Here is an 18,391-nt window from a genome sequence, read left to right on the forward strand (position 1 = left end):
CTATGATGAAAATCCGCCTCTGCAAGCACACACTGTATACAAAACGGTGGGTCAGCGTACGACGACGGGGGCACCTGGCCGGGTGCCGCCGTCGTCGTGGTGTGCAGTAGTTCAGGCCTGCTGGGGGTACTTTTCCTGCACGGCAGCCCAGTCGCCGGTCTGGGCGATCGGATCCATCCAGAGAACCTCCCACGAATGCCCGTCCGGATCCGAGAAGGTGCGCGAGCGCATGAAGCCGTAGTCCTGCGGTTTGCCCTCGGTGGCTCCCGCGGCCAGTGCCCGGTCAACGAGGTCGTCGATGTCCTCAGGGCTGTCCACACTGATGGCGTTCAGGACGGCGGAGGTCGTCGAGGTATCAGCGATCTGCTTGTCGGTGAACTGCCTGTAGTGCTCGTGTGTAAGGATCATGACGTAGATGGTGTCGCTGATGACGATACAGCCGGCGTTCTCGTCGGTGAATGCCGGGTTCAGCGTCCAACCGAAGCTGGTGTAGAAATCCTTCGACTTCTGAAGGTTCTTCACTGGAAGGTTAACGAAGATGCTGGTCACGATGCGCTCCTTGCTAGCTGGTTTCCGCGGCCTTAGATGCTCGCTTACACGGTAGACGGGGCGATCAACGGGAAATCATCGGTTCCGGGAGAAATTTTCGGCGAACTTCCCACCCTGCAGCGCACACCCGCCGATACGCTGTGACCATGCATTCCGCAATGGAATCGGGACGGCTGGAGCCGCCCGCCGAGGTGCCTCTGCAGGATCTCGAGACGTACAGGAGAGAACTGACCGGTTACTGCTATCGGATGCTGGGTTCCGGCTCCGAAGCGGAAGATGCCGTTCAGGAAACGATGATCAAGGCCTGGAACGGTCGGAATGAATTCAGCGGACGGTCCTCCACCCGGACATGGCTGTACAAGATAGCCCACAACGTCTGCGTCGACATGCTACGCAGCCCCCAGCGGCGGGCACGCCCAATGGAACTGGGACCCTCGACGCCAACCTCTGACGCGCGGCTGGGTGCGCCACTGCCCGAGACAGCTTTCGTCCAGCCGATCGCGGACAGCACGGTCATCGACCTCACCGCGGATCCGGCGGACGTCGCCCTTGCGAGGGAATCGATCCGCCTGGCCTTCGTCGCTGCGCTGCAGCACCTGCCGCCGCTGCAGCGGTCGGTGCTGATCCTGTGTGAGGTGCTCGCGTGGAGAGCGACTGAGGCCGCTGAGCTGCTGGAGCAGACGGTCGCGGCAGTAAACAGCGCGCTGCAGCGTGCCCGGAAGACGTTGGCTGCACGGCGGGAACCGATACTCATGTCCACCATGGACAGCAGGCACACCGCGCTTGTCCAGCAGTACGTTGAAGCGTTCGAAAGCTACGACATCGACCGGCTGGTTTCCCTGCTGAGGGATGACGTGGTGCTGTCCATGCCGCCGTTCAAACTCTGGCTCAGCGGCCCGGACAACTGCGCCGCATGGTTCCGCGGTCAGGGGATCGTATGCAAGGACAGCCGGTTGCTACCGGTCATGGTGAACGGCACCGCGGGGTTCGGAGCGTACCACCTCGTTGAGCCCGGACTCTGGGAGCCGTTCGCGATCCAGATTGTCGAGGCCTCGGACGGGCACATCGTCGGGCACCATAACTTCCTTTACCCGGATCTGTTCCCTGAGTTCGGACTCCCCGCCACGGTGGACGAGCGCTAGGGTGCTCGAGGTAGCGCCTCGCGGTAACCCTGGACAGCTCCAGCGAGCTCGCGACCTCCACTGCGGACACCGGCGCGGCCGCCGAGGACAGGAATGAGACGACGGCACGGAGCTGACGTCTCCGTGCTGCTCTTCATGCTCATCGCTTCCAAGGGCCCTGCCGGAGTCACCGGCGCCGGCCTGGCAACCCTGGCCGGCGGCCTGCAGTCCCACCGCCCCGACCTCGTGGGCGGCGTCGGCCTCATTGTCGGCATCGACCGCTCCATGTCCGAGGCCCGCGCACTGACCAACTTCACCGGGTGCGCTGTCTTCGGCAGGCGGTAGCGGCATGGATCATCGAACATTGAACCTCAGGTTGAGACTAAAGGCTCGCTGTTTTGATCACCGGGTATTTCCAAAGTTCCGCGGTGGACCGGCTGTAACGTGGTGAAGCAAGTAAGCGAGCAAAAAACAGCTATAGACGGAAGCGTGGATAGATACGTGAGTAGCGAACAGGGTTCCACAACTCTGAAGGACGCAACCGACTCAGAGATCGGCCCCACCGGACGTCCGGTCACGGAATTCCCCGAGCCACCGGTTCTGGCCTCCCACGGTCCGGCCCGGGTCATCGCCATGGTGAACCAGAAGGGCGGCGTCGGCAAGACCACCTCCACCATCAACCTGGGAGCTGCGCTCGCCGAAGCTGGACGACGCGTCCTTCTCGTCGATTTCGATCCGCAGGGTGCGCTGTCCGCAGGCCTGGGAACAAATCCGCACGAGCTCGACGTCACCGTCTACAACGTGCTGATGGACCGCAAGGTCAACATCGAGGACGCCATCCAGCACACCGGTGTGGAGAACATCGATCTCCTGCCCGCGAATATCGACCTCTCCGCCGCCGAAGTGCAGCTGGTGAACGAGGTTGCCCGGGAACAGGTACTGGACCGCGCGCTGCGCAAGGTCGAGGACAACTACGACGTCATCCTGATCGATTGCCAGCCCTCACTCGGCCTGCTGACGGTCAACGCGCTGACGGCCGCCCATGGCGTGATCATCCCGCTGATCTGTGAGTTCTTCGCGCTCCGCGCCGTCGCGCTGCTGGTCGAAACCATCGAGAAGGTCCAGGACCGCCTCAATCCCCGTCTGCAGGTGGACGGCGTCCTGGCCACCATGTATGACGCGCGGACCCTCCACAGCCGTGAAGTTATCGCCCGCCTCGTGGAAGCATTTGGCGACAAGGTGTTCGAGACGGTCATCAAGCGCACCATCAAGTTCGCCGACGCCACGGTTGCCGCGGAGCCAATCACCACCTATGCCGGCAATCACTCAGGTGCGGATGCATACCGCAGCCTCGCCCGTGAGCTGATTTCCCGCGGCGGCGCACCGTAGCCGCCTCCGTACCTGATGGCGCAGGACGCTAACGACGACGGCGGCGCCCCTCCCGCGGCGCCCCAGGGTGAGAGGGAGGGAAAGTTCGAAGTCCGGCTCGAGAACTTCAACGGGCCGTTCGACCTGCTGCTGAGCCTTATCTCCAAGCATGAGCTGAACATCACAGAGATAGCGTTGGCGAAAGTAACCGACGAGTTCATCGCCTACATCCGCGCCTTCAGTGCTGCCGGCGACAGCTTTTCGCTCGACGAAGCCAGCGAATTCCTGGTCATCGCCGCGACGCTGCTGGATCTCAAGGCCGCCCGCCTGCTGCCTTCCGGCGAGGTGGAGGATGAGGAGGACATCGCCCTGCTCGAGGCCCGCGACCTTCTTTTCGCGCGTCTCCTGCAATACAAGGCGTTCAAGGAGATTGCCCGCCAGATGGGGGAGCGACTCACCGAGGAGAGCGAGCGGTTCCCGAGGGCGGTGGCTCTTGAGCCGCAGTTCGCGGCGATGATGCCGGAACTAACCTGGCGGATGTCGCCGTCGGACTTTGCAGCGTTGGCCGCGAAAGCGTTGGAGCCCCGCGAACCGGCGCCCACGGAAGTGGGAATCGGCCATCTGCACGCACCTGCAGTCAGCGTCCGTGAGCAGGCAGACATCATCGGGCAGCGGCTGCGGGAGCAGGGCGTCCTGTCCTTCCGGCAGCTCACGGCGGATGCGGACTCGATGCTAGTCGTGGTAGCCCGCTTCCTCGCCCTGCTGGAAATGTTCCGCGACATGGTGATCACCATGGACCAGACTGCGCCGCTGGGGGAGTTGACTGTTCGGTGGTCCGCAGGTGAAAGCAGTTGGACTGCGGACAACATCAGCGAAGAATACGACAGGGACAATCAGGATCAAGCCGGCCTGCCGGTCGCCGGTGACTTCATGGAAGGAGGAGTCCATGAGCGAGCGAACTGAACAAACGCACGTGGGCAACCGCACTGCATCGGAAGAAGAGCCGGTACCGGACGTCCCATCTTTGCCCGGCGGAGTGCCGGCCGCGGTCGAGGCCGTGCTCCTCGTTATCGAGGAACCGGTGACCGATATTCAGCTCGCGACGGCGCTCGAGGTGCCGGTGGATGAGGTGCGTGATGCGCTCGGGGAACTGAAGGCCGAGTATGACGGCTATACTGGTCAGGGCCCGGAAACCGGACCAACGCGGCGTCGGGGCATTGAGCTTCGAAATGTCGCCGGCGGGTGGCGGTTCTACACGCGCAGCGAGTTCGCTGTCGTCGTCGGACGGTTTGTCCTGGACGGTCAGAGCGCGCGGCTTTCACAGGCGGCTCTCGAAACCCTCGCCGTCATCGCTTACCGGCAGCCGGTCTCACGATCACGGGTGTCGGCAATTCGTGGGGTGAACGTGGACTCGGTGGTTCGCACCCTTGTTCAACGTGGACTTATCGCCGACGTCGCTACCGATCCGGAGACCGGAGCGGTGCTCTACGGAACCACGCCGCTTTTTCTGGAAAGATTGGGTATTGGCACCGTTGCCGATCTGCCCAAGCTTTCTCCGCACCTGCCCGGCCTCGAAAACCTGCAGGACTTCGACGACACCACGTACTGACGTACAACAGCTAAGGAATTTCAATGACACAGGCGCCCCGCTCCGGATCCGGAAGGAACCGCGCCGGCCGTAACTCTGCCTCCGATCCCGCGGGAAAAAGCGGGAGGGATGCTGGTGGCGCGAATCAGGCGCGCGCCGGCAAGAGTGCAGGCAAGGATGCTCCCAAGGGCGCAGGCAAGGGCGCTCCGAAAGCCGCACGCAGCGGTCAAAAGGGTGCGTCCGCGGGTTCGGCGCCCTTCGGTAAGGAGCGCTTCGGCCGCAACCTCGGGCCGGTACACCGCCCGCGCCGCCCGAAGGCTCCACCCGTTGACCGGCTGGACGTGCACGATCCCGATGGTGTCCGCCTGCAAAAAGTCATGGCGTCGGCCGGTGTTGCATCGCGCCGGGTATGCGAGGACATGATCCGCGACGGCCGGGTTGAAGTGGACGGCAGCATCGTGACCGACCTCGGTGTCCGGGTTGACGCATCGAGCGCAGCGATCCACGTGGACGGCATCCGCCTCCAACTGAACGAGACCATGCTCTACTACGCGTTCAACAAGCCCAAGGGCGTTGTCTCCACCATGGAGGACCCCGAGGGCCGCCCCTGCATCAGCGACTTCCTGAAGAACCGCAAAGGGGAGCGGCTCTTCCATGTCGGGCGTCTTGATGTCGCGACTGAAGGTCTGATCCTGCTGACCAATGACGGCGAACTCACCAACCGCCTCACTCACCCGTCCTTCGAAGTGTCCAAGACCTACCTTGTGCAGGTCCGCGGGCCGATGGCGCACGGCATCGGCGCCCAGATGAAGGAGGGCATCGAGCTGGAGGACGGCATCGCGAAGGTCGATTCCTTCAAACTGGTCGATTCGACCCCCGGTCACGTGCTGGTTGAGGTTGTGCTCCATTCAGGACGCAACCGTGTTGTACGCCGCTTGTTCGACGCCATCGGTCACCCGGTTGAGCGTCTGGTGCGCACCCAGTTCGGCCCCATCCGCGTCGGCGATCAGCGCCAGGGCAGTATCCGCGTTCTCGGCCGTCAGGAAGTTGGGCACCTCTTGGCCGCTGTGGAGATGTAGCCGATGGTCGTAACAAACGGCGGCACACACCTGTCCGGGCCGGTGCTGATAGTCGGCACCGGTCTGCTCGGCACAAGCATCGGGCTCGGACTGCGTGCACGGGGACTCGACGTCGTCCTCTCCGACATCTCGCCGTCCACCCAGGCTGTGGCACAGGACATTGGCGCTGGCCGCCTGTTGAACCCGGCCGAGTCGGCGTTCGCGCCTGAACTCGTGGTTGTTGCTGCGCCACCGGACGTCACCGGCGCACTGGTCGTCGATGCGCTGGCAGCTTACCCGGCCGCCGTCGTCGTCGATATTGCCAGCGTCAAGGACGCGGTGCTGAAGTCAGTAGCTGAAGCAGCCGACGACGCTGCCCTCTCACGCTACGTGGGCACCCATCCCATGGCAGGACGGGAGAAGTCGGGGCCGGTTGCTGCCCGCGCTGAGCTGTTTACCTCCATGCCGTGGGTCATTTGCGCGTCGAAGCACAGCGCGCCTGAATCGGTGCGCACTGCCGAGGCGCTGGCGATTGACCTCGGGGCGGTCGTTTCCCGCATGTCGAGCGAGGAACACGACCAATCGGTTGCGGTCATTTCCCACCTGCCCCAGGTGCTGTCGTCCCTTCTCGCGAGCCGGCTGCAGGACACCCCCGCGCACGCCCTCTCCCTGGCGGGGAACGGGCTCCGGGACGTCACGCGGATTGCCGCCAGCGATCCGCGGTTGTGGGTGCAGATTCTCTCTGCGAACGCGAGCCGGCTGGTGGAGATCCTCTACGGTGTGCGTGAAGACCTGAATCGCCTGATCGGCACGCTCGAGAATCCGCTGGGTGAGGGTGCGCGACTGGACATGGCGCAGCTGATGGCCGAGGGCAACATCGGGCAGGCACGCATTCCCGGCAAGCATGGCGCACCCCCCGAAGCGTTCGCCAAGCTCACCGTGCTTGTGGATGACGTTCCCGGACAGATTGCACGGCTGCTCACCGAAATCGGGGACACCGGCATAAACCTTGAGGACCTGCGAATCGAGCATTCGCCCGAGCGCCAGGTAGGTATGGCCGAGGTCTCGGTGCTGCCGGGCAAACGGCACGAGCTCACTGATTTCCTCACGGATCGCGGATGGAAGGTAGTTCAGTGACTGCATCTCTTGCACACTTCCGATTGGGCAAGTCCCTCGTTGTGGCGATCGACGGACCGTCCGGTTCCGGCAAGTCCAGCGTCAGTCGTGAAGCCGCCAGCCGGTTGCATGCGGCGTACCTTGACACCGGTGCAATGTATCGCGCGGTGACCCTGCACTGCCTTGAGAAGGGCGTGGACTTCTCCGACGCCGGGGCAGTGGAACGTGCTTCCCGTGAACTCGACCTGTCCCTCAGCACCCGACCGGATACTGAATCGGTCCTGATCAGCGGTATCGACGTGACGGATGCCATTCGGGAGCCACGGGTTTCGCGTGCCGTCAGCGCAGTCGCCACCACACTCGGCGCCCGCAGCGAGCTGATTCGGAGACAGCGGCAGATCATCGCAGACTCACACCACCGCATCGTGGCCGAGGGCAGGGACATCACCACCGTCGTCGCGCCGGACGCGGAGGTGCGCATTCTCCTGACCGCAAGCGAGGAAGCGCGGCTCCGGCGGCGTGGTGACCAGCTTGGCGGTTCCCAAACTGCGGAGCAGCTGAAACAGCAGGTTCTCGGCCGTGATGCCAAGGACTCTTCCGTAGTGAATTTTCATCAGGCCGCCAACGGTGTAGTAACCGTTGATTCGTCGGACCTGGATTTCGAGCAGACAGTGACGGCGGTGCTCGACGTTGTTCGCACCGTCGCCCACCAATAAAACGAAGGATCGCGAATATGAGCGAGAACCAGACTGAACTTGAGGAAGAGTATGAGCCTACGGGCGAGGACTCCGTAGCCGAGCACATCCATGCCCTGGATGAAGCGGAGGCTGAGCGTCGTGCTGAATCCCTGCGCGCCGGTCTGGAGGACTATGAGCTGGACGAGGAGGATGCAGCTCTCCTCGCGCAGGAACTCGGCGACTACGACGACGACGCACCCGTTCAGCTGGACCCTGTCCTTGCGATCGTGGGCCGTCCGAACGTGGGCAAGTCGACCCTGGTGAACCGTATCCTCGGACGCCGGGAGGCAGTCGTGGAGGACACCCCGGGTGTCACACGCGACCGTGTCATGTACTCAGCCACCTGGAACGGCACCAACTTCACGCTGGTTGACACCGGTGGTTGGGAGCACGACGCCCGGGGCATCCACGCACGCGTCGCTGACCAGGCCGAAGCCGCCGTCGACCTCGCCGACGCCGTGCTGCTGGTCGTCGACGCGACTGTAGGCGCGACCGCGACAGATGAGGCGATTGTCCGCATGCTGCGGCGCAAGAAGAAGCCTGTCATTCTCATCGCGAACAAGGTCGACGACATCCAGAACGAGGCCGACGCGGCCGCCCTCTGGTCGCTGGGCTTCGGCGAGCCGATGCCGGTGTCGGCGCTGCACGGCCGCGGTACGGCCGACATGCTCGACAGGGCAGTGGAAATCATGCCGGAGTTCTCCGAACACGGGGGCCTGGAGCGGTCAGGCGGACCTCGCCGCGTGGCATTGATCGGGCGCCCCAACGTTGGCAAGTCGTCCCTCCTGAACAAGCTGGCCGGGACGGAGCGCGTTGTCGTTGACCCGTTGGCGGGTACCACCCGTGATCCGGTGGACGAGATGATCGAGCTCGGCGGCCGCGTTTGGCGCTTCGTGGATACCGCCGGTATCCGTCGTCGAGTCCACATGCAGCAAGGCGCCGATTTCTACGCGTCGCTGCGTACGCAGTCCGCGCTGGAGAAAGCGGAGGTCGCCGTTGTCCTCCTCGCCGTTGATGAAGTGCTGAGCGAGCAGGATGTGCGCATCCTGAACCTCACGATTGAGTCCGGCCGCGCGCTCGTTCTGGCATTCAACAAGTGGGACCTGCTCGACGACGAACGCCGTCGTTACCTTGAGCGCGAGATCGAGCAGGACCTCGCCCATGTCGAGTGGGCGCCGCGCGTCAACATCTCCGCGAAGACGGGTTGGCACAAGGACCGTCTGGTACCCGCACTCGACCGCGCGCTGGAGTCCTGGGACAAGCGCATTCCGACCGGCAAGCTGAACGCCTTCCTCGGCGAGCTCGTTGCAGCGCATCCGCACCCGGTGCGAGGTGGAAAGCAGCCCCGCATCCTGTTCGGCACGCAGGCGTCATCACGTCCCCCGCGCTTTGTTCTCTTCACCACCGGTTTCCTCGATCCCGGATACCGCCGGTTCATCACACGCCGGCTGCGTGAGACGTTCGGTTTCGAGGGCACGCCGATTGAGGTCAGCATGCGCGTCCGTGAGAAGCGCGGCCGCAAGAAGTAGAGCTCCTCTATCGATTCAGGGCCGACCGGTTCGTCGGTCAGGGCATCGATAGGATAAGATTCTTCAGGTGGTTCGGACGGAATGTCCGTGCTGATCGGGATGTGGCGCAGCTTGGTAGCGCACTTGACTGGGGGTCAAGGGGTCGCAGGTTCAAATCCTGTCATCCCGACGGTAAGGTCCTGGAAACTCAAAGTTTCCGGGACCTTTTTCGTTCCTTGAAACGCCGTCGATAGAGCGGCGGCCAATCTTTCGAATGACCTGCAGTTCTGTTCACGCTATCGGGCGTGAGAAATTGGATGGGTGAATACAGCTCAGGAGAAGACGAAGCCTCCTCGCCCCCAACTTGTCTTCGACGTTTTGGACAAGTCATGGGTGACGCCCCACATGGTTCGCGTCACGCTGGGCGGTCCGGCGTTCGAGCAGTTCCAGCCGAAGGATGTAACGGACAATTACGTCAAGTTGCTTCTCGCCAAGCCGGAACTCGAACTCGAGCCGCCGTACGACCTCGCTGCTCTACGCGAGCACCTTCCGCCCGAGGATGTTCCGGTGACGCGCACTTACACCGTCCGGCGGACCAATTCAGCTGAGCGCACGATCGAGATCGACTTCGTCGTCCATGGGGACGAAGGACTGGCTGGTCCGTGGGCGGCTAACGCGCAGTCGGGGGACCGAATCGCCCTGATGGGTCCTAACGGCGCCTACTCTCCTGATCCGGCGGCCGACTGGCACCTGTTCGCCGGTGATGAGTCGGCTCTTCCGGCCATCAGTGCTGCACTCGAAGCACTGCCGGCAGAAACTCACGGCGTTGCTTTCCTTGAATACGGTGGCCCGGAAGATGTCATCGAGCTGGCAAAGCCGTCCGGCGTCGAGGTTGTCTGGGTGCGCCGTGAAGTGCGGGACGATACGACGAGGTCTCTACTCGCCGCCGCAGTCTCTGCCTACCGCTGGCCGGCTGGCCGTGTGCAGGTATTCGCACACGGGGAGCGGGAGTCGATGAAGGCCCTACGCGATGTGTTCCTGAAGGATCGCGGACTGACCAAAGACCAGCTCTCCCTCTCGGGTTACTGGGCCGCCGGCCGGACCGAAGACAAGTTCCAGGCCGAGAAGCGTGAACCCATCGGGGTCATTCTCCCAGCCTGACCGCACGCTGCGGCGTGCCGCACCGGGTATGTTCGTTGCCCTGAAGAGTATGTTGGACCCATGGCATCCGAGGCGACAGTTCTATCCGTTGATGGGCCGCACGGCACCCGGGAAGTTCGCATATCGAGTCCGAGCCGCGTCATGTGGCCGGCGCTGGGACTGACGAAGCTGGACCTGGCCAAGTACCTGATCGACGTGGGCGATGCCTTCATCGCAGCGAATGGTGACAGGCCGCTTGCATTGCAGCGCTTCGGTGACAACATCGACGGCGAACAGTTCTTCTCGAAGAATCCGCCGAAGGGTGCCCCGGAGTACATCCGATCCGTGAAGGTCGAGTATCCGAGCGCGCGATCCCACCCGCAATTGGTGATCGACGAGCCGGCTGCCGCGGTGTGGGCTGCCCAGATGAACACGGTGGTTTTCCATCCCTGGCCTTCGCGTGCGGATAATTCGGACAACCCGGACCAGCTGAGGATCGACCTTGATCCTCAGCCCGGCACCGATTTCGATGACGCTGTGCCCGCCGCGATCGAGCTCCGGAAGGTTCTTGCGGAGGCGGGCCTCAGTGCCTTCCTGAAGACTTCGGGCAACCGCGGCATCCATGTGTATGCGCCGATTGAGCCGGTGCGCGAGTTCCTTGATGTGCGACATGCGGTGATTGCCGCTGCGCGGGAACTCGAGCGTCGCATGCCGGACAAGGTGACTACCTCCTGGTGGAAGGAGGAACGCGGGGAACGGGTGTTCGTTGACTTCAACCAGGCGAATCGGGATCGCACGATTGCTGGTGCGTACAGTCCCCGGGCGCTGGCTCATGCGCCGGTTTCCTGTCCGATTACGTGGGAAGAGCTTGAGAAAGTTCAACCGAAGGACTTCACGATCCTGACCGTGCCGGAGCGGCTGCGGACCGTCGGTGACCCCTGGGCCAATTTTCACGACAAGCCCGGGACTATCGATACGTTGCTTGACTGGTGGCAGCGGGATCTGGATGCCGGCCTCGGGGAACTGCCGTTCCCACCCGACTATCCGAAGATGCCGGGGGAGCCGCCAAGGGTTCAGCCGAGCCGGGCCAAGAAGGATAAGTAGGGCTTACCTGCAGCCCCATGCAGTCGGGTTCTCCGCGCAGGTGCCGTCCACGAGCCGGTTGTCGGAACGCCAGATGCTGACGAGGTGCGGCTCTGACTGGACCGCGGCTTGTCCGGCGATAGGTATCCAGGGCCCGCCGTTGACGGAGTAGTCGCCGTTGAAGCGCGTGGTGAGGACTACGTTGTAGTCGCCGGTCGCAGCGTAGACGTGGCTGGTAGGCGTCTCCACCAGAAGCCATTCACCCTCGGGGACGGCGTTTCCGGCGGTCTGTGTGGTTCTGGTGGTGCCGTCGCCGTAATTCCAGTCGTACGCCACCGGCCAGGCCCGGATGTGTACCTCGTCCCCGAGGGTTTCGAAGGTGAACTCCTGCTCGGCGACGTCGGCCCGGAAGTTGTTGTGTCCGCCTAGGAGGCCGAAGTTGTTGGGCTCCGATACTACGGTCGCAGCGATGATCGGCTGACTCTGGAAATCTTCCAGCGTGATGACAACTTCGGGCTCCGCTACTTCGCCGCCGTTCGGGGGTTCCGGCGCGGGGGAGCCGGGGTAGAGGCAGGACCTGTCGCCTGTTCGGGTTTCCGTGGGTGGGCTGGTCGAGCTGTCGATCGCAATCCACTCCACCAACTCGCCGTCAGGTTCTGAATCGCAGGCAGAATTGAGATTAACGCACAATCCGGGATCGAGGTTGTTCAATCGCCCTTTTGTGCACACTCGTTCATATGTGTACGTGACGTCTGGCGAGCTGCTGTCTGGTTCTGGTTCTGCTCTTCCTACCGAGACGTTGGGAGGGGTGGATGGAGCAGCAGGCGAAGCGCCGGGATCTCTGTTATCAACGGCGACCTTTCCGGGTTGCCAGCCAGCATCGGTTTTCCTCTCAGACTCGGCAACTGCAGGAGTTGCTGTGGCACCCAATAGGACGACCAATGCAAACGTACGCATGAAAGGCGACCGTAAGCGCCCTATCCGGGTTGCGTCAGCCATTGCCGTCGTCAACGCTCACTGCCCCCACATCGAGGAGTATCCACTCACCGTTGTCATAGAAGGCAATCAGCTCGTTCAGGTCGGGCTCAGAAAAACCGGGAGTTTTGTTCACGCTGGCCCCTCCTGCGGCATAGTACGTCGCAGGCCTTTGCGTAATGGTGATGAATGACGAGACAGAACCATGTACGTTCGGTTCAAAAGTGCTGTCGAAGCTCTTCAACTGGATATCTCCGCCAGCGATCCAACCTCCCTCAGCGAAGGCTTCCTCGATGGATCCGCTGATATTGCTACACGTCGTGCATCCGTCGTCGGTGACGGCCTTAAGCGGCTCAAGACCATTAGTGGCGTACGCGTAATTCAGCAGTTCAAACCACCACTCCGTGAACGCCTCGAGCCCCTCAACGGTGTTCTCATCCGCAAGCGCGGGTTTCTCCGGGACAGGGATGTTCACTGCAGGCCCGGCCGCAGAGGCGGGGGACGGCGTCGGTGTAGGCGTAGCTGACGGTGACGCAGAGGCGGAGCCCGATACGGATGGAGATTCCGACGGCGTCTGTGCCGCGCCGGCGCCGCCGCCCTGGCATCCGGCAAGGACAAGAACAGAGAGGGCTGTACCGGCTAGGGTGCAAGCCACGCGAGACTGAGACATAGATTTCCCCGACAATGTGATTCCGTGTGGACTGCCAACCATCCTAACCAGAGTCAGTTACCAGCCTGGAGGTTATCCACAAGACGGGGTAATGAACCCTAAGCCAGCACCTTGCTGAGGTCGTACGCCGCCGGAATCTCCAACTGCTCGAACGTGCAGGAACGCGCATCCCTGTCCGGCCGCCACCGCTCGAACTGCGCTGTGTGCCGGAACCGGTCGCCCTCCATCTGGTCGTAACGCACCTCGACCACGCGTCGCGGGTGCAGCCGGACATAGGACACGTCCTTTGCGGAAGCGAATCGACTGCGGTCGGTTTCACCGCGAACTATTTCTCCGTCGTCGTCGCGCATCACATCCGGTTCCAGCTCACCGATCAATTCCAGCCGCCGCTTGTCCGAGAATGCGGACGCACCGCCGACGTTTCGCAATTCACCGCCGTCGTCGTAGAGGCCGAGAAGAAGCGAACCGACACCCTGGCCGCTCTTGTGCACCCGGTAACCGAGTACCACGGCGTCGGCGGTGCGATGGTGCTTCACCTTGAGCATGCGCCGCTTGTTCGGCTCGTACGCTGCGGTCAGCGGTTTGGCCACTACGCCGTCCAGGCCGGCCCCCTCGAATTCGACCAGCCAGCGCCGGGCGAGTTCGACGTCGTCCGTCACCTGCGAGAGATGCACCGGTTCAGAGAAAGTCTCACCGATCCCCTCCAACACCTTCCGCCGCTCCGCGAAGGGCACGTCGAGCAAATCGTGGTCGTCGATCCCCAGCAGGTCAAAAGCAATGAACGACGCCGGTGTCTCCTTCGCGAGCAGGCGCACCCTGCTGTCGGCTGGGTGGATCCGCTGCGATAGTGCGTCCCAGTCAAGGCGCTCAGCGCCCCATTCTCCGCGGCGGACCACAATCTCGCCGTCGATGACACACCGCTCCGGAAGGTTCTCAAGCAGCGCCTCGACAAGCTCCGGGAAGTACCGGGTGAGTGTCTTCGACCCGCGGCTCCCAATTTCGCATTTGCCGTCTTCGACATGGATGACGGCGCGGAAGCCGTCCCACTTGGGCTCGTAGACCAGGCCGCCGGGAACACTGTCTGCGTCCGGCACTGCGTCCACGGCCTTGGCGAGCATGGGCTGAATCGGAAAGGGCAGATCGGTCATAGATCGATCCTGTCTCATGAGCACTTGAATTGCCATGGACGCCACGCGTACGTGGGTGGAGCGGGGAGGTAACCGGCGCGGGAGAGAAGGGTGACGCACCGCACGGACACTGTGCCTATACTCGATCGTGAGGCCCCCGATCGAGAGAAAAGGGCCGCCGCTTGTTCATCGCTTTCCACGAATAAATCCGTCCGGTGCCCACGAAAGGCCGACAATGAGCAACATTCCCGAAGACCTTTACTACACCGCCGAACACGAGTGGGTCACCGCACCCGACAACAACGGAGTTGTCCGTGTTGGTATCACCGACTTCGCTCAGGACGCTCTTGGCGACGTTGTTTATGTCCAGATGCCCGAGGGCGGCTCGAAAGTGGGCGCTTCCGACGTCGTAGGGGAGGTTGAATCCACCAAAAGCGTCAGCGACATTTACGCGCCGGTCAGCGGCGAGGTCATCAACCGTAACGAAGCGCTCGACGGCGATCCTGCGCTGATCAACTCGGATCCGTACGGCGATGGCTGGCTCATGGAAATAAAGGTTGAGGACAGCTCGGTGGTTGAGGAGCTTCTCAGTTCTTCGGAATACTCTCAGCAGGTAGGCTAGAGTCACCGGCTGAGGCTAATAGTTTGTGGCCAGCCGGGAAACCGGTTGGCCACGTGTTTTTGGGGAAGGAATTTTGAAATGGTAGGCGAGAACAACGCAGCCGGACAGGACGCTTCGGGATCGCATATGCCTTCGCCTGAGACGACCACCATCGGCTTGCCGCCCCAGTCGGCCGCCCCAACCGTTGAGCCGCGTCTGACCAACGAGGAACGCGCCGCCGTTGCGGCCCTGCCCGCTGGTTCAGCACTGCTCATCGCCCACACAGGCCCTAACGCCGGCGCGCGCTTCCTCCTGGATGAAGACGTCACTACCGCCGGACGCCACCCCAACGCCGATATTTTCCTCGATGATGTGACGGTGTCCCGCAAGCATGCAGAGTTCCGTCGTGGACCTGAGGGTTTCCGGGTTGTCGATTCCCGGAGCCTCAACGGTACGTACGTGAATAACGATCGCGTTGACAGCGTTGTGCTGCGCAACGGCCATGAGGTCCAGATCGGCAAGTTCCGCCTCACCTTCTACGCCGCCGGGAGCGTGCCGCAGTCGCAGGGTCGGGTCTAGGCACCTACATGCCCTCCTCCCAGCCGTCCCGGCGACCCGTGGGTATAGCCCCGGAGCGTGTCAGCGGGAACGTCCTGAATATTGGGGAGGTCCTCACCGAGCTGGCTGGGGACTTTCCGCAGATCAGCGCCTCGAAGATCCGGTTCCTTGAAGAAAAGGGGCTCATCACCCCGCAGCGCACCCGGGCGGGCTACCGGAAATACACTCCGGTCGACGTCGAACGCCTGCGGTTTGTTCTGGCGCTGCAGCGAGATCAGTACCTCCCGCTCAAAGTCATCAAGGATTACCTTGACGCGATCGATCGGGGAGAGCGGCCGGAGAACCTGCCCGGCGGCGTCACCCTGGCTCCACGCATGGTCTCGGACCAACTTGCGCGTGAGCTCGGATCCCACGCCCGCCGGCTCACCCGGGAGACTCTCGCCGCCGAAGCCGGAGCCCGTCCCGAACTGATCCGCGACCTGATTGCGTTCGGCCTCATAGCGGAGGTTGACGGCCGCTTCGACGAGCACGCCCTGAAGATCACCCGCTCTTGTGTGCAGCTCGAATCACACGGGATCGAGCCTCGCCACCTACGTCCCTTCCGTGCCGCAGCAGACCGTGAACTCGGTCTTGTTGAGAGCGTCGTTGCGCCGGTGGCCTCCCGCCGCGACGTGGCCTCCAAGGCTCGGGCGGCAGAAACCGCGCGCGAGATCAGCGAGCTCTGCCTAAACCTCCACAGCGCCCTCGTCCAGGGTCAGATTGCACGGATGGAAAACTAGGAGGCAGACATGATCGAGATGGATGTAGTAGGCGTTCGCATCGAGCTACCGTCCAATCAGCCCCTTGTCCTTCTCAAGGAGGCGGCAGGAACCCGCCACATTCCCATTTGGATCGGCGCACCGGAAGCCAGCGCAATAGCGTTCGTCCAGCAGGGAATTGTCCCGCCGCGCCCCATGACCCACGATCTCCTCGTAAGTATCGTCGCGGCCCTCAACCACACAGTGACCGAGGTCAGGATTGTCCGGGTGGAGGACACCGTGTTCCACGCCGAGGTTGTCTTTGAGGACGGCACAACGGTCAACTCCCGGGCATCTGATGCCATCGCTATTGCTCTCCGCGTGCCGTGCCCCATTTATTGCGCACCGCAGGTCATGGAGGACACGGGCGTGGAGATAGCGGAGGCGGACGACGACGACAGCGACACCTCCTCCGCGGAAGGCCAGGCCAACGCCGAGCGCGAGCTGAAACAGTTCCGCGAGTTTCTGGCCGACGTCGAGCCCGAAGACTTTGAGAAGTAGCCACAGACGACACGCCTTGATTGTTATGTGCGGCATCTTTGACCTCGGGTACCCGGGGATCTAACGTCGAAGCATACAGTTCCCATTGCACTAGCTGTAAACTCAGGGCAGACATTCATTTAATCCCCCTGTGGACCTCGGCTTGTGCCACTTCCCCCCGGGAACCAGAACGAGGAGGCAACACGTGAGTCCGAAAGGCGACGCCGGTACGGGTTCCAACGCGGCCGCTACGGGTGGATCGATACCCGCCAGCGCGCAGGGCCTGCTCTTCACCGAAGACCTTCCTGTGCTTGATGAGGACGCGGGTTACCGTGGACCTACCGCCTGCAAAGCTGCGGGCATTACCTATCGCCAGCTCGACTACTGGGCCCGCACCGGTCTCGTTGAACCCGCAGTTCGCGGCGCCTCCGGGTCCGGCTCCCAGCGGCTCTACGGATTCCGCGACATCCTCGTGCTCAAGGTCGTCAAGCGGCTGCTCGACACCGGGGTTTCTCTCCAGCAGATCCGCAGCGCTGTGGAACACCTGCGGGAACGCGGAGTTGAGGACCTCGCGCAGATCACCCTGATGAGTGATGGCGCCAGCGTCTACGAGTGCACGTCCGCTGATGAAGTGATCGACCTTGTCCAGGGCGGGCAGGGAGTCTTCGGCATCGCCGTTGGGCGCGTATGGCGGGAGGTCGAAGGAAGTCTTGCAGCGTTGCCGAGTGAGCACGCAGCCGACCAGGACTTTCCCGACGACGAACTGAGCAAGCGACGGGCAGCCCGCAAAATCAGCTGACCCGGATCCACCATTGTGCCCCGCCAAGTGCGGGGCATTTTTGTGGCCGGCGGAGGCCCAGCGGCGCTAGCGGCGGGCGACGCGGTTACGCATGCGCCCGGAGTCCAGCAGGGAGCGCAGCAGGTCATCAAAGTGCCCTGCTGCCTGCTTCGCTGATTCACCCGGCCAGTGGTGCACTGCATGCGCTGCACCCTGGATCTGCTGCCAGTTGGCCTGCTCCGTTATGGTGGGGCTGAGCAGCAAATCACCGAACATCTGCTTCATTTCGTTCAGCCGGAACGTGTGCTCGTTTGAGCCGGTGCGTACCCGGTTTGCCACGATGCCCGCCGGTGCGAGATTTGGTGCGAACTCGTTCTTGAACAGTTCGATGGCACGCATGGTCCGTTCGGTGCCGGCGACGGAAAACAGTCCGGGTTCGGCAACGAGCATTACCCTGTTGCTTGCAGTCCAGGCCATGCGGGTGAGCCCGTTCAGGGATGGCGGGCAGTCAACCAGGACAAGACGGTATCCCTGAACACGATCCAGCAGCATGGAGAGGCGCCGCAGATCCCGCTTGGCGAGGTCAGGCCGGTCATAGATGCCTGAGTAGGCGGAACCCATCGCCACGTCGAGCACGTGCGCCGCGTTGTTTGAGCTGCGCTTGAGAGCATTATTGACCCAGCCGCTCGGCACAACGTTGGCGGCGAGATCGCCTCGACGGGCGTTTTTCAGCAGGCGGCCGATATCAGTCTGCTCGTTTGCCTGAACCCCAAGCCCGGTGGTTGCGTCCGCGTGCGGATCAAGGTCAACGACAAGTGTGGGGATCCCTGCGGACAATGCCGCGGATGCCAGTCCCAGGGTGACCGAGGTCTTGCCGACCCCGCCTTTGAGGCTGCTGATGCTCACTACTTGCACTTGTTGAACCAATACCTAACGTTTGAGATGCTACAGATCGCAGGATCGTTCGTCCCCGCACACCCTATTCATCATAGGTGGACCCATAGACCGTACGAACACGGCTCGGCGGTGGGCCGCCAAGTCGAAGAATTACCGGCATGTGACTACAAATTACTTTGACCAGAAAGACCAAATGTAGGCTGGGCACGCTAAGTCGTCGTTCCATCGACCCGCAAGGAC

Annotated in this window: 20 protein-coding genes, 1 tRNA gene and 1 pseudogene; 17 read left to right on the top strand and 5 right to left on the bottom strand. The window is 62.8% G+C overall.

The window, feature by feature from the left end; translation table 11 throughout:
- Window positions 1-111: 111 nt before the first annotated feature.
- Window positions 112-549: a VOC family protein gene (locus tag AC5RTB_RS12620; protein WP_494061420.1), complete on the bottom strand. Its 438-nt coding sequence runs from the start codon at window positions 547-549 to the stop codon at window positions 112-114.
- A 146-nt stretch (window positions 550-695) separates the two neighbouring features.
- Between AC5RTB_RS12620 and AC5RTB_RS12625 the strand changes: the two genes are divergently transcribed.
- The 12 genes and pseudogenes from AC5RTB_RS12625 to ligD all read left to right on the top strand — a co-directional run bounded on the left by AC5RTB_RS12625 (window position 696) and on the right by ligD (window position 11,289).
- Window positions 696-1,691, top strand: coding sequence for a sigma-70 family RNA polymerase sigma factor (locus AC5RTB_RS12625; RefSeq protein ID WP_494061421.1), 996 nt, complete (start codon window positions 696-698; stop codon window positions 1,689-1,691).
- A gap of 108 nt (window positions 1,692-1,799) precedes the next feature.
- Window positions 1,800-2,000, top strand: a pseudogene (locus tag AC5RTB_RS12630) (cation:dicarboxylate symporter family transporter); the annotation flags it as partial.
- 171 nt (window positions 2,001-2,171) lie between these two features.
- Window positions 2,172-3,059 carry a ParA family protein gene (locus AC5RTB_RS12635; RefSeq protein WP_494061422.1) on the top strand — a complete coding sequence of 296 codons (888 nt, stop codon included), beginning with the start codon at window positions 2,172-2,174 and terminating at the stop codon, window positions 3,057-3,059.
- A 15-nt stretch (window positions 3,060-3,074) separates the two neighbouring features.
- Entirely contained in the window at window positions 3,075-4,001 is a 927-nt protein-coding gene (locus AC5RTB_RS12640; protein WP_494061423.1) for a segregation and condensation protein A, read from the top strand.
- Entirely contained in the window at window positions 3,985-4,647 is a 663-nt protein-coding gene (gene scpB, locus AC5RTB_RS12645; RefSeq protein WP_494061424.1) for an SMC-Scp complex subunit ScpB, read from the top strand. Before AC5RTB_RS12640 ends, scpB begins: the two co-directional genes overlap by 17 nt.
- Window positions 4,648-4,670: 23 nt before the next feature.
- Window positions 4,671-5,705, top strand: a complete 1,035-nt coding sequence (locus AC5RTB_RS12650; protein WP_494061425.1) for a pseudouridine synthase — start codon at window positions 4,671-4,673, stop codon at window positions 5,703-5,705.
- A 3-nt stretch (window positions 5,706-5,708) separates the two neighbouring features.
- On the top strand, window positions 5,709-6,821 hold the full coding sequence (locus tag AC5RTB_RS12655; RefSeq protein WP_494061426.1) for a prephenate dehydrogenase: 1,113 nt from the start codon (window positions 5,709-5,711) through the stop codon (window positions 6,819-6,821).
- The gene (gene cmk / locus AC5RTB_RS12660) at window positions 6,818-7,516 is read left to right on the top strand and encodes a (d)CMP kinase (protein ID WP_494061427.1); all 699 of its coding nucleotides are present in this window, start codon (window positions 6,818-6,820) and stop codon (window positions 7,514-7,516) included. Before AC5RTB_RS12655 ends, cmk begins: the two co-directional genes overlap by 4 nt.
- A 17-nt stretch (window positions 7,517-7,533) precedes the next feature.
- Window positions 7,534-9,066 carry a ribosome biogenesis GTPase Der gene (gene der / locus AC5RTB_RS12665; RefSeq protein WP_494061428.1) on the top strand — a complete coding sequence of 511 codons (1,533 nt, stop codon included), beginning with the start codon at window positions 7,534-7,536 and terminating at the stop codon, window positions 9,064-9,066.
- Between the two features lie 95 nt (window positions 9,067-9,161).
- A tRNA-Pro gene (locus tag AC5RTB_RS12670) sits at window positions 9,162-9,235 on the top strand.
- Between the two features lie 131 nt (window positions 9,236-9,366).
- Entirely contained in the window at window positions 9,367-10,206 is an 840-nt protein-coding gene (locus tag AC5RTB_RS12675) for a siderophore-interacting protein (protein WP_494061429.1), read from the top strand.
- 60 nt (window positions 10,207-10,266) lie between these two features.
- Window positions 10,267-11,289: a non-homologous end-joining DNA ligase gene (ligD, locus tag AC5RTB_RS12680; protein ID WP_494061430.1), complete on the top strand. Its 1,023-nt coding sequence runs from the start codon at window positions 10,267-10,269 to the stop codon at window positions 11,287-11,289.
- A gap of 3 nt (window positions 11,290-11,292) precedes the next feature.
- Here the strand turns inward: ligD and AC5RTB_RS12685 are convergent, their stop codons facing one another.
- From AC5RTB_RS12685 to AC5RTB_RS12695, 3 genes are all read right to left on the bottom strand, one after another.
- Window positions 11,293-11,907, bottom strand: coding sequence for a PKD domain-containing protein (locus AC5RTB_RS12685; RefSeq protein ID WP_494061431.1), 615 nt, complete (start codon window positions 11,905-11,907; stop codon window positions 11,293-11,295).
- A 352-nt stretch (window positions 11,908-12,259) separates the two neighbouring features.
- Window positions 12,260-12,955: a DUF6318 family protein gene (locus tag AC5RTB_RS12690; protein WP_494061432.1), complete on the bottom strand. Its 696-nt coding sequence runs from the start codon at window positions 12,953-12,955 to the stop codon at window positions 12,260-12,262.
- Between the two features lie 56 nt (window positions 12,956-13,011).
- Window positions 13,012-14,061: an ATP-dependent DNA ligase gene (locus AC5RTB_RS12695; protein ID WP_494061433.1), complete on the bottom strand. Its 1,050-nt coding sequence runs from the start codon at window positions 14,059-14,061 to the stop codon at window positions 13,012-13,014.
- 214 nt (window positions 14,062-14,275) lie between these two features.
- On the opposite strand from AC5RTB_RS12695, the gene gcvH reads away from it, so the two are divergent.
- The 5 genes from gcvH (at window position 14,276) to AC5RTB_RS12720 (ending at window position 17,275) form a co-directional block, all read left to right on the top strand.
- Window positions 14,276-14,662 carry a glycine cleavage system protein GcvH gene (gcvH, locus tag AC5RTB_RS12700; protein ID WP_494061434.1) on the top strand — a complete coding sequence of 129 codons (387 nt, stop codon included), beginning with the start codon at window positions 14,276-14,278 and terminating at the stop codon, window positions 14,660-14,662.
- A gap of 78 nt (window positions 14,663-14,740) precedes the next feature.
- Window positions 14,741-15,220, top strand: a complete 480-nt coding sequence (locus tag AC5RTB_RS12705; protein WP_494061435.1) for an FHA domain-containing protein — start codon at window positions 14,741-14,743, stop codon at window positions 15,218-15,220.
- An 8-nt stretch (window positions 15,221-15,228) separates the two neighbouring features.
- Window positions 15,229-15,978, top strand: a complete 750-nt coding sequence (gene ftsR / locus AC5RTB_RS12710) for a transcriptional regulator FtsR (RefSeq protein ID WP_494061436.1) — start codon at window positions 15,229-15,231, stop codon at window positions 15,976-15,978.
- A gap of 9 nt (window positions 15,979-15,987) precedes the next feature.
- Window positions 15,988-16,497: a bifunctional nuclease family protein gene (locus AC5RTB_RS12715; protein WP_494061437.1), complete on the top strand. Its 510-nt coding sequence runs from the start codon at window positions 15,988-15,990 to the stop codon at window positions 16,495-16,497.
- 184 nt (window positions 16,498-16,681) lie between these two features.
- Window positions 16,682-17,275 carry a MerR family transcriptional regulator gene (locus tag AC5RTB_RS12720; RefSeq protein WP_494061438.1) on the top strand — a complete coding sequence of 198 codons (594 nt, stop codon included), beginning with the start codon at window positions 16,682-16,684 and terminating at the stop codon, window positions 17,273-17,275.
- Window positions 17,276-17,341: 66 nt separating this feature from the next.
- Here the strand turns inward: AC5RTB_RS12720 and AC5RTB_RS12725 are convergent, their stop codons facing one another.
- Complete coding sequence (locus AC5RTB_RS12725) at window positions 17,342-18,169, bottom strand: ParA family protein (protein WP_494061439.1); 828 nt, start codon at window positions 18,167-18,169, stop codon at window positions 17,342-17,344.
- Between the last annotated feature and the right edge of the window lie 222 nt (window positions 18,170-18,391).

The organism is Arthrobacter sp. M71 S08 (genome assembly GCF_059089725.1).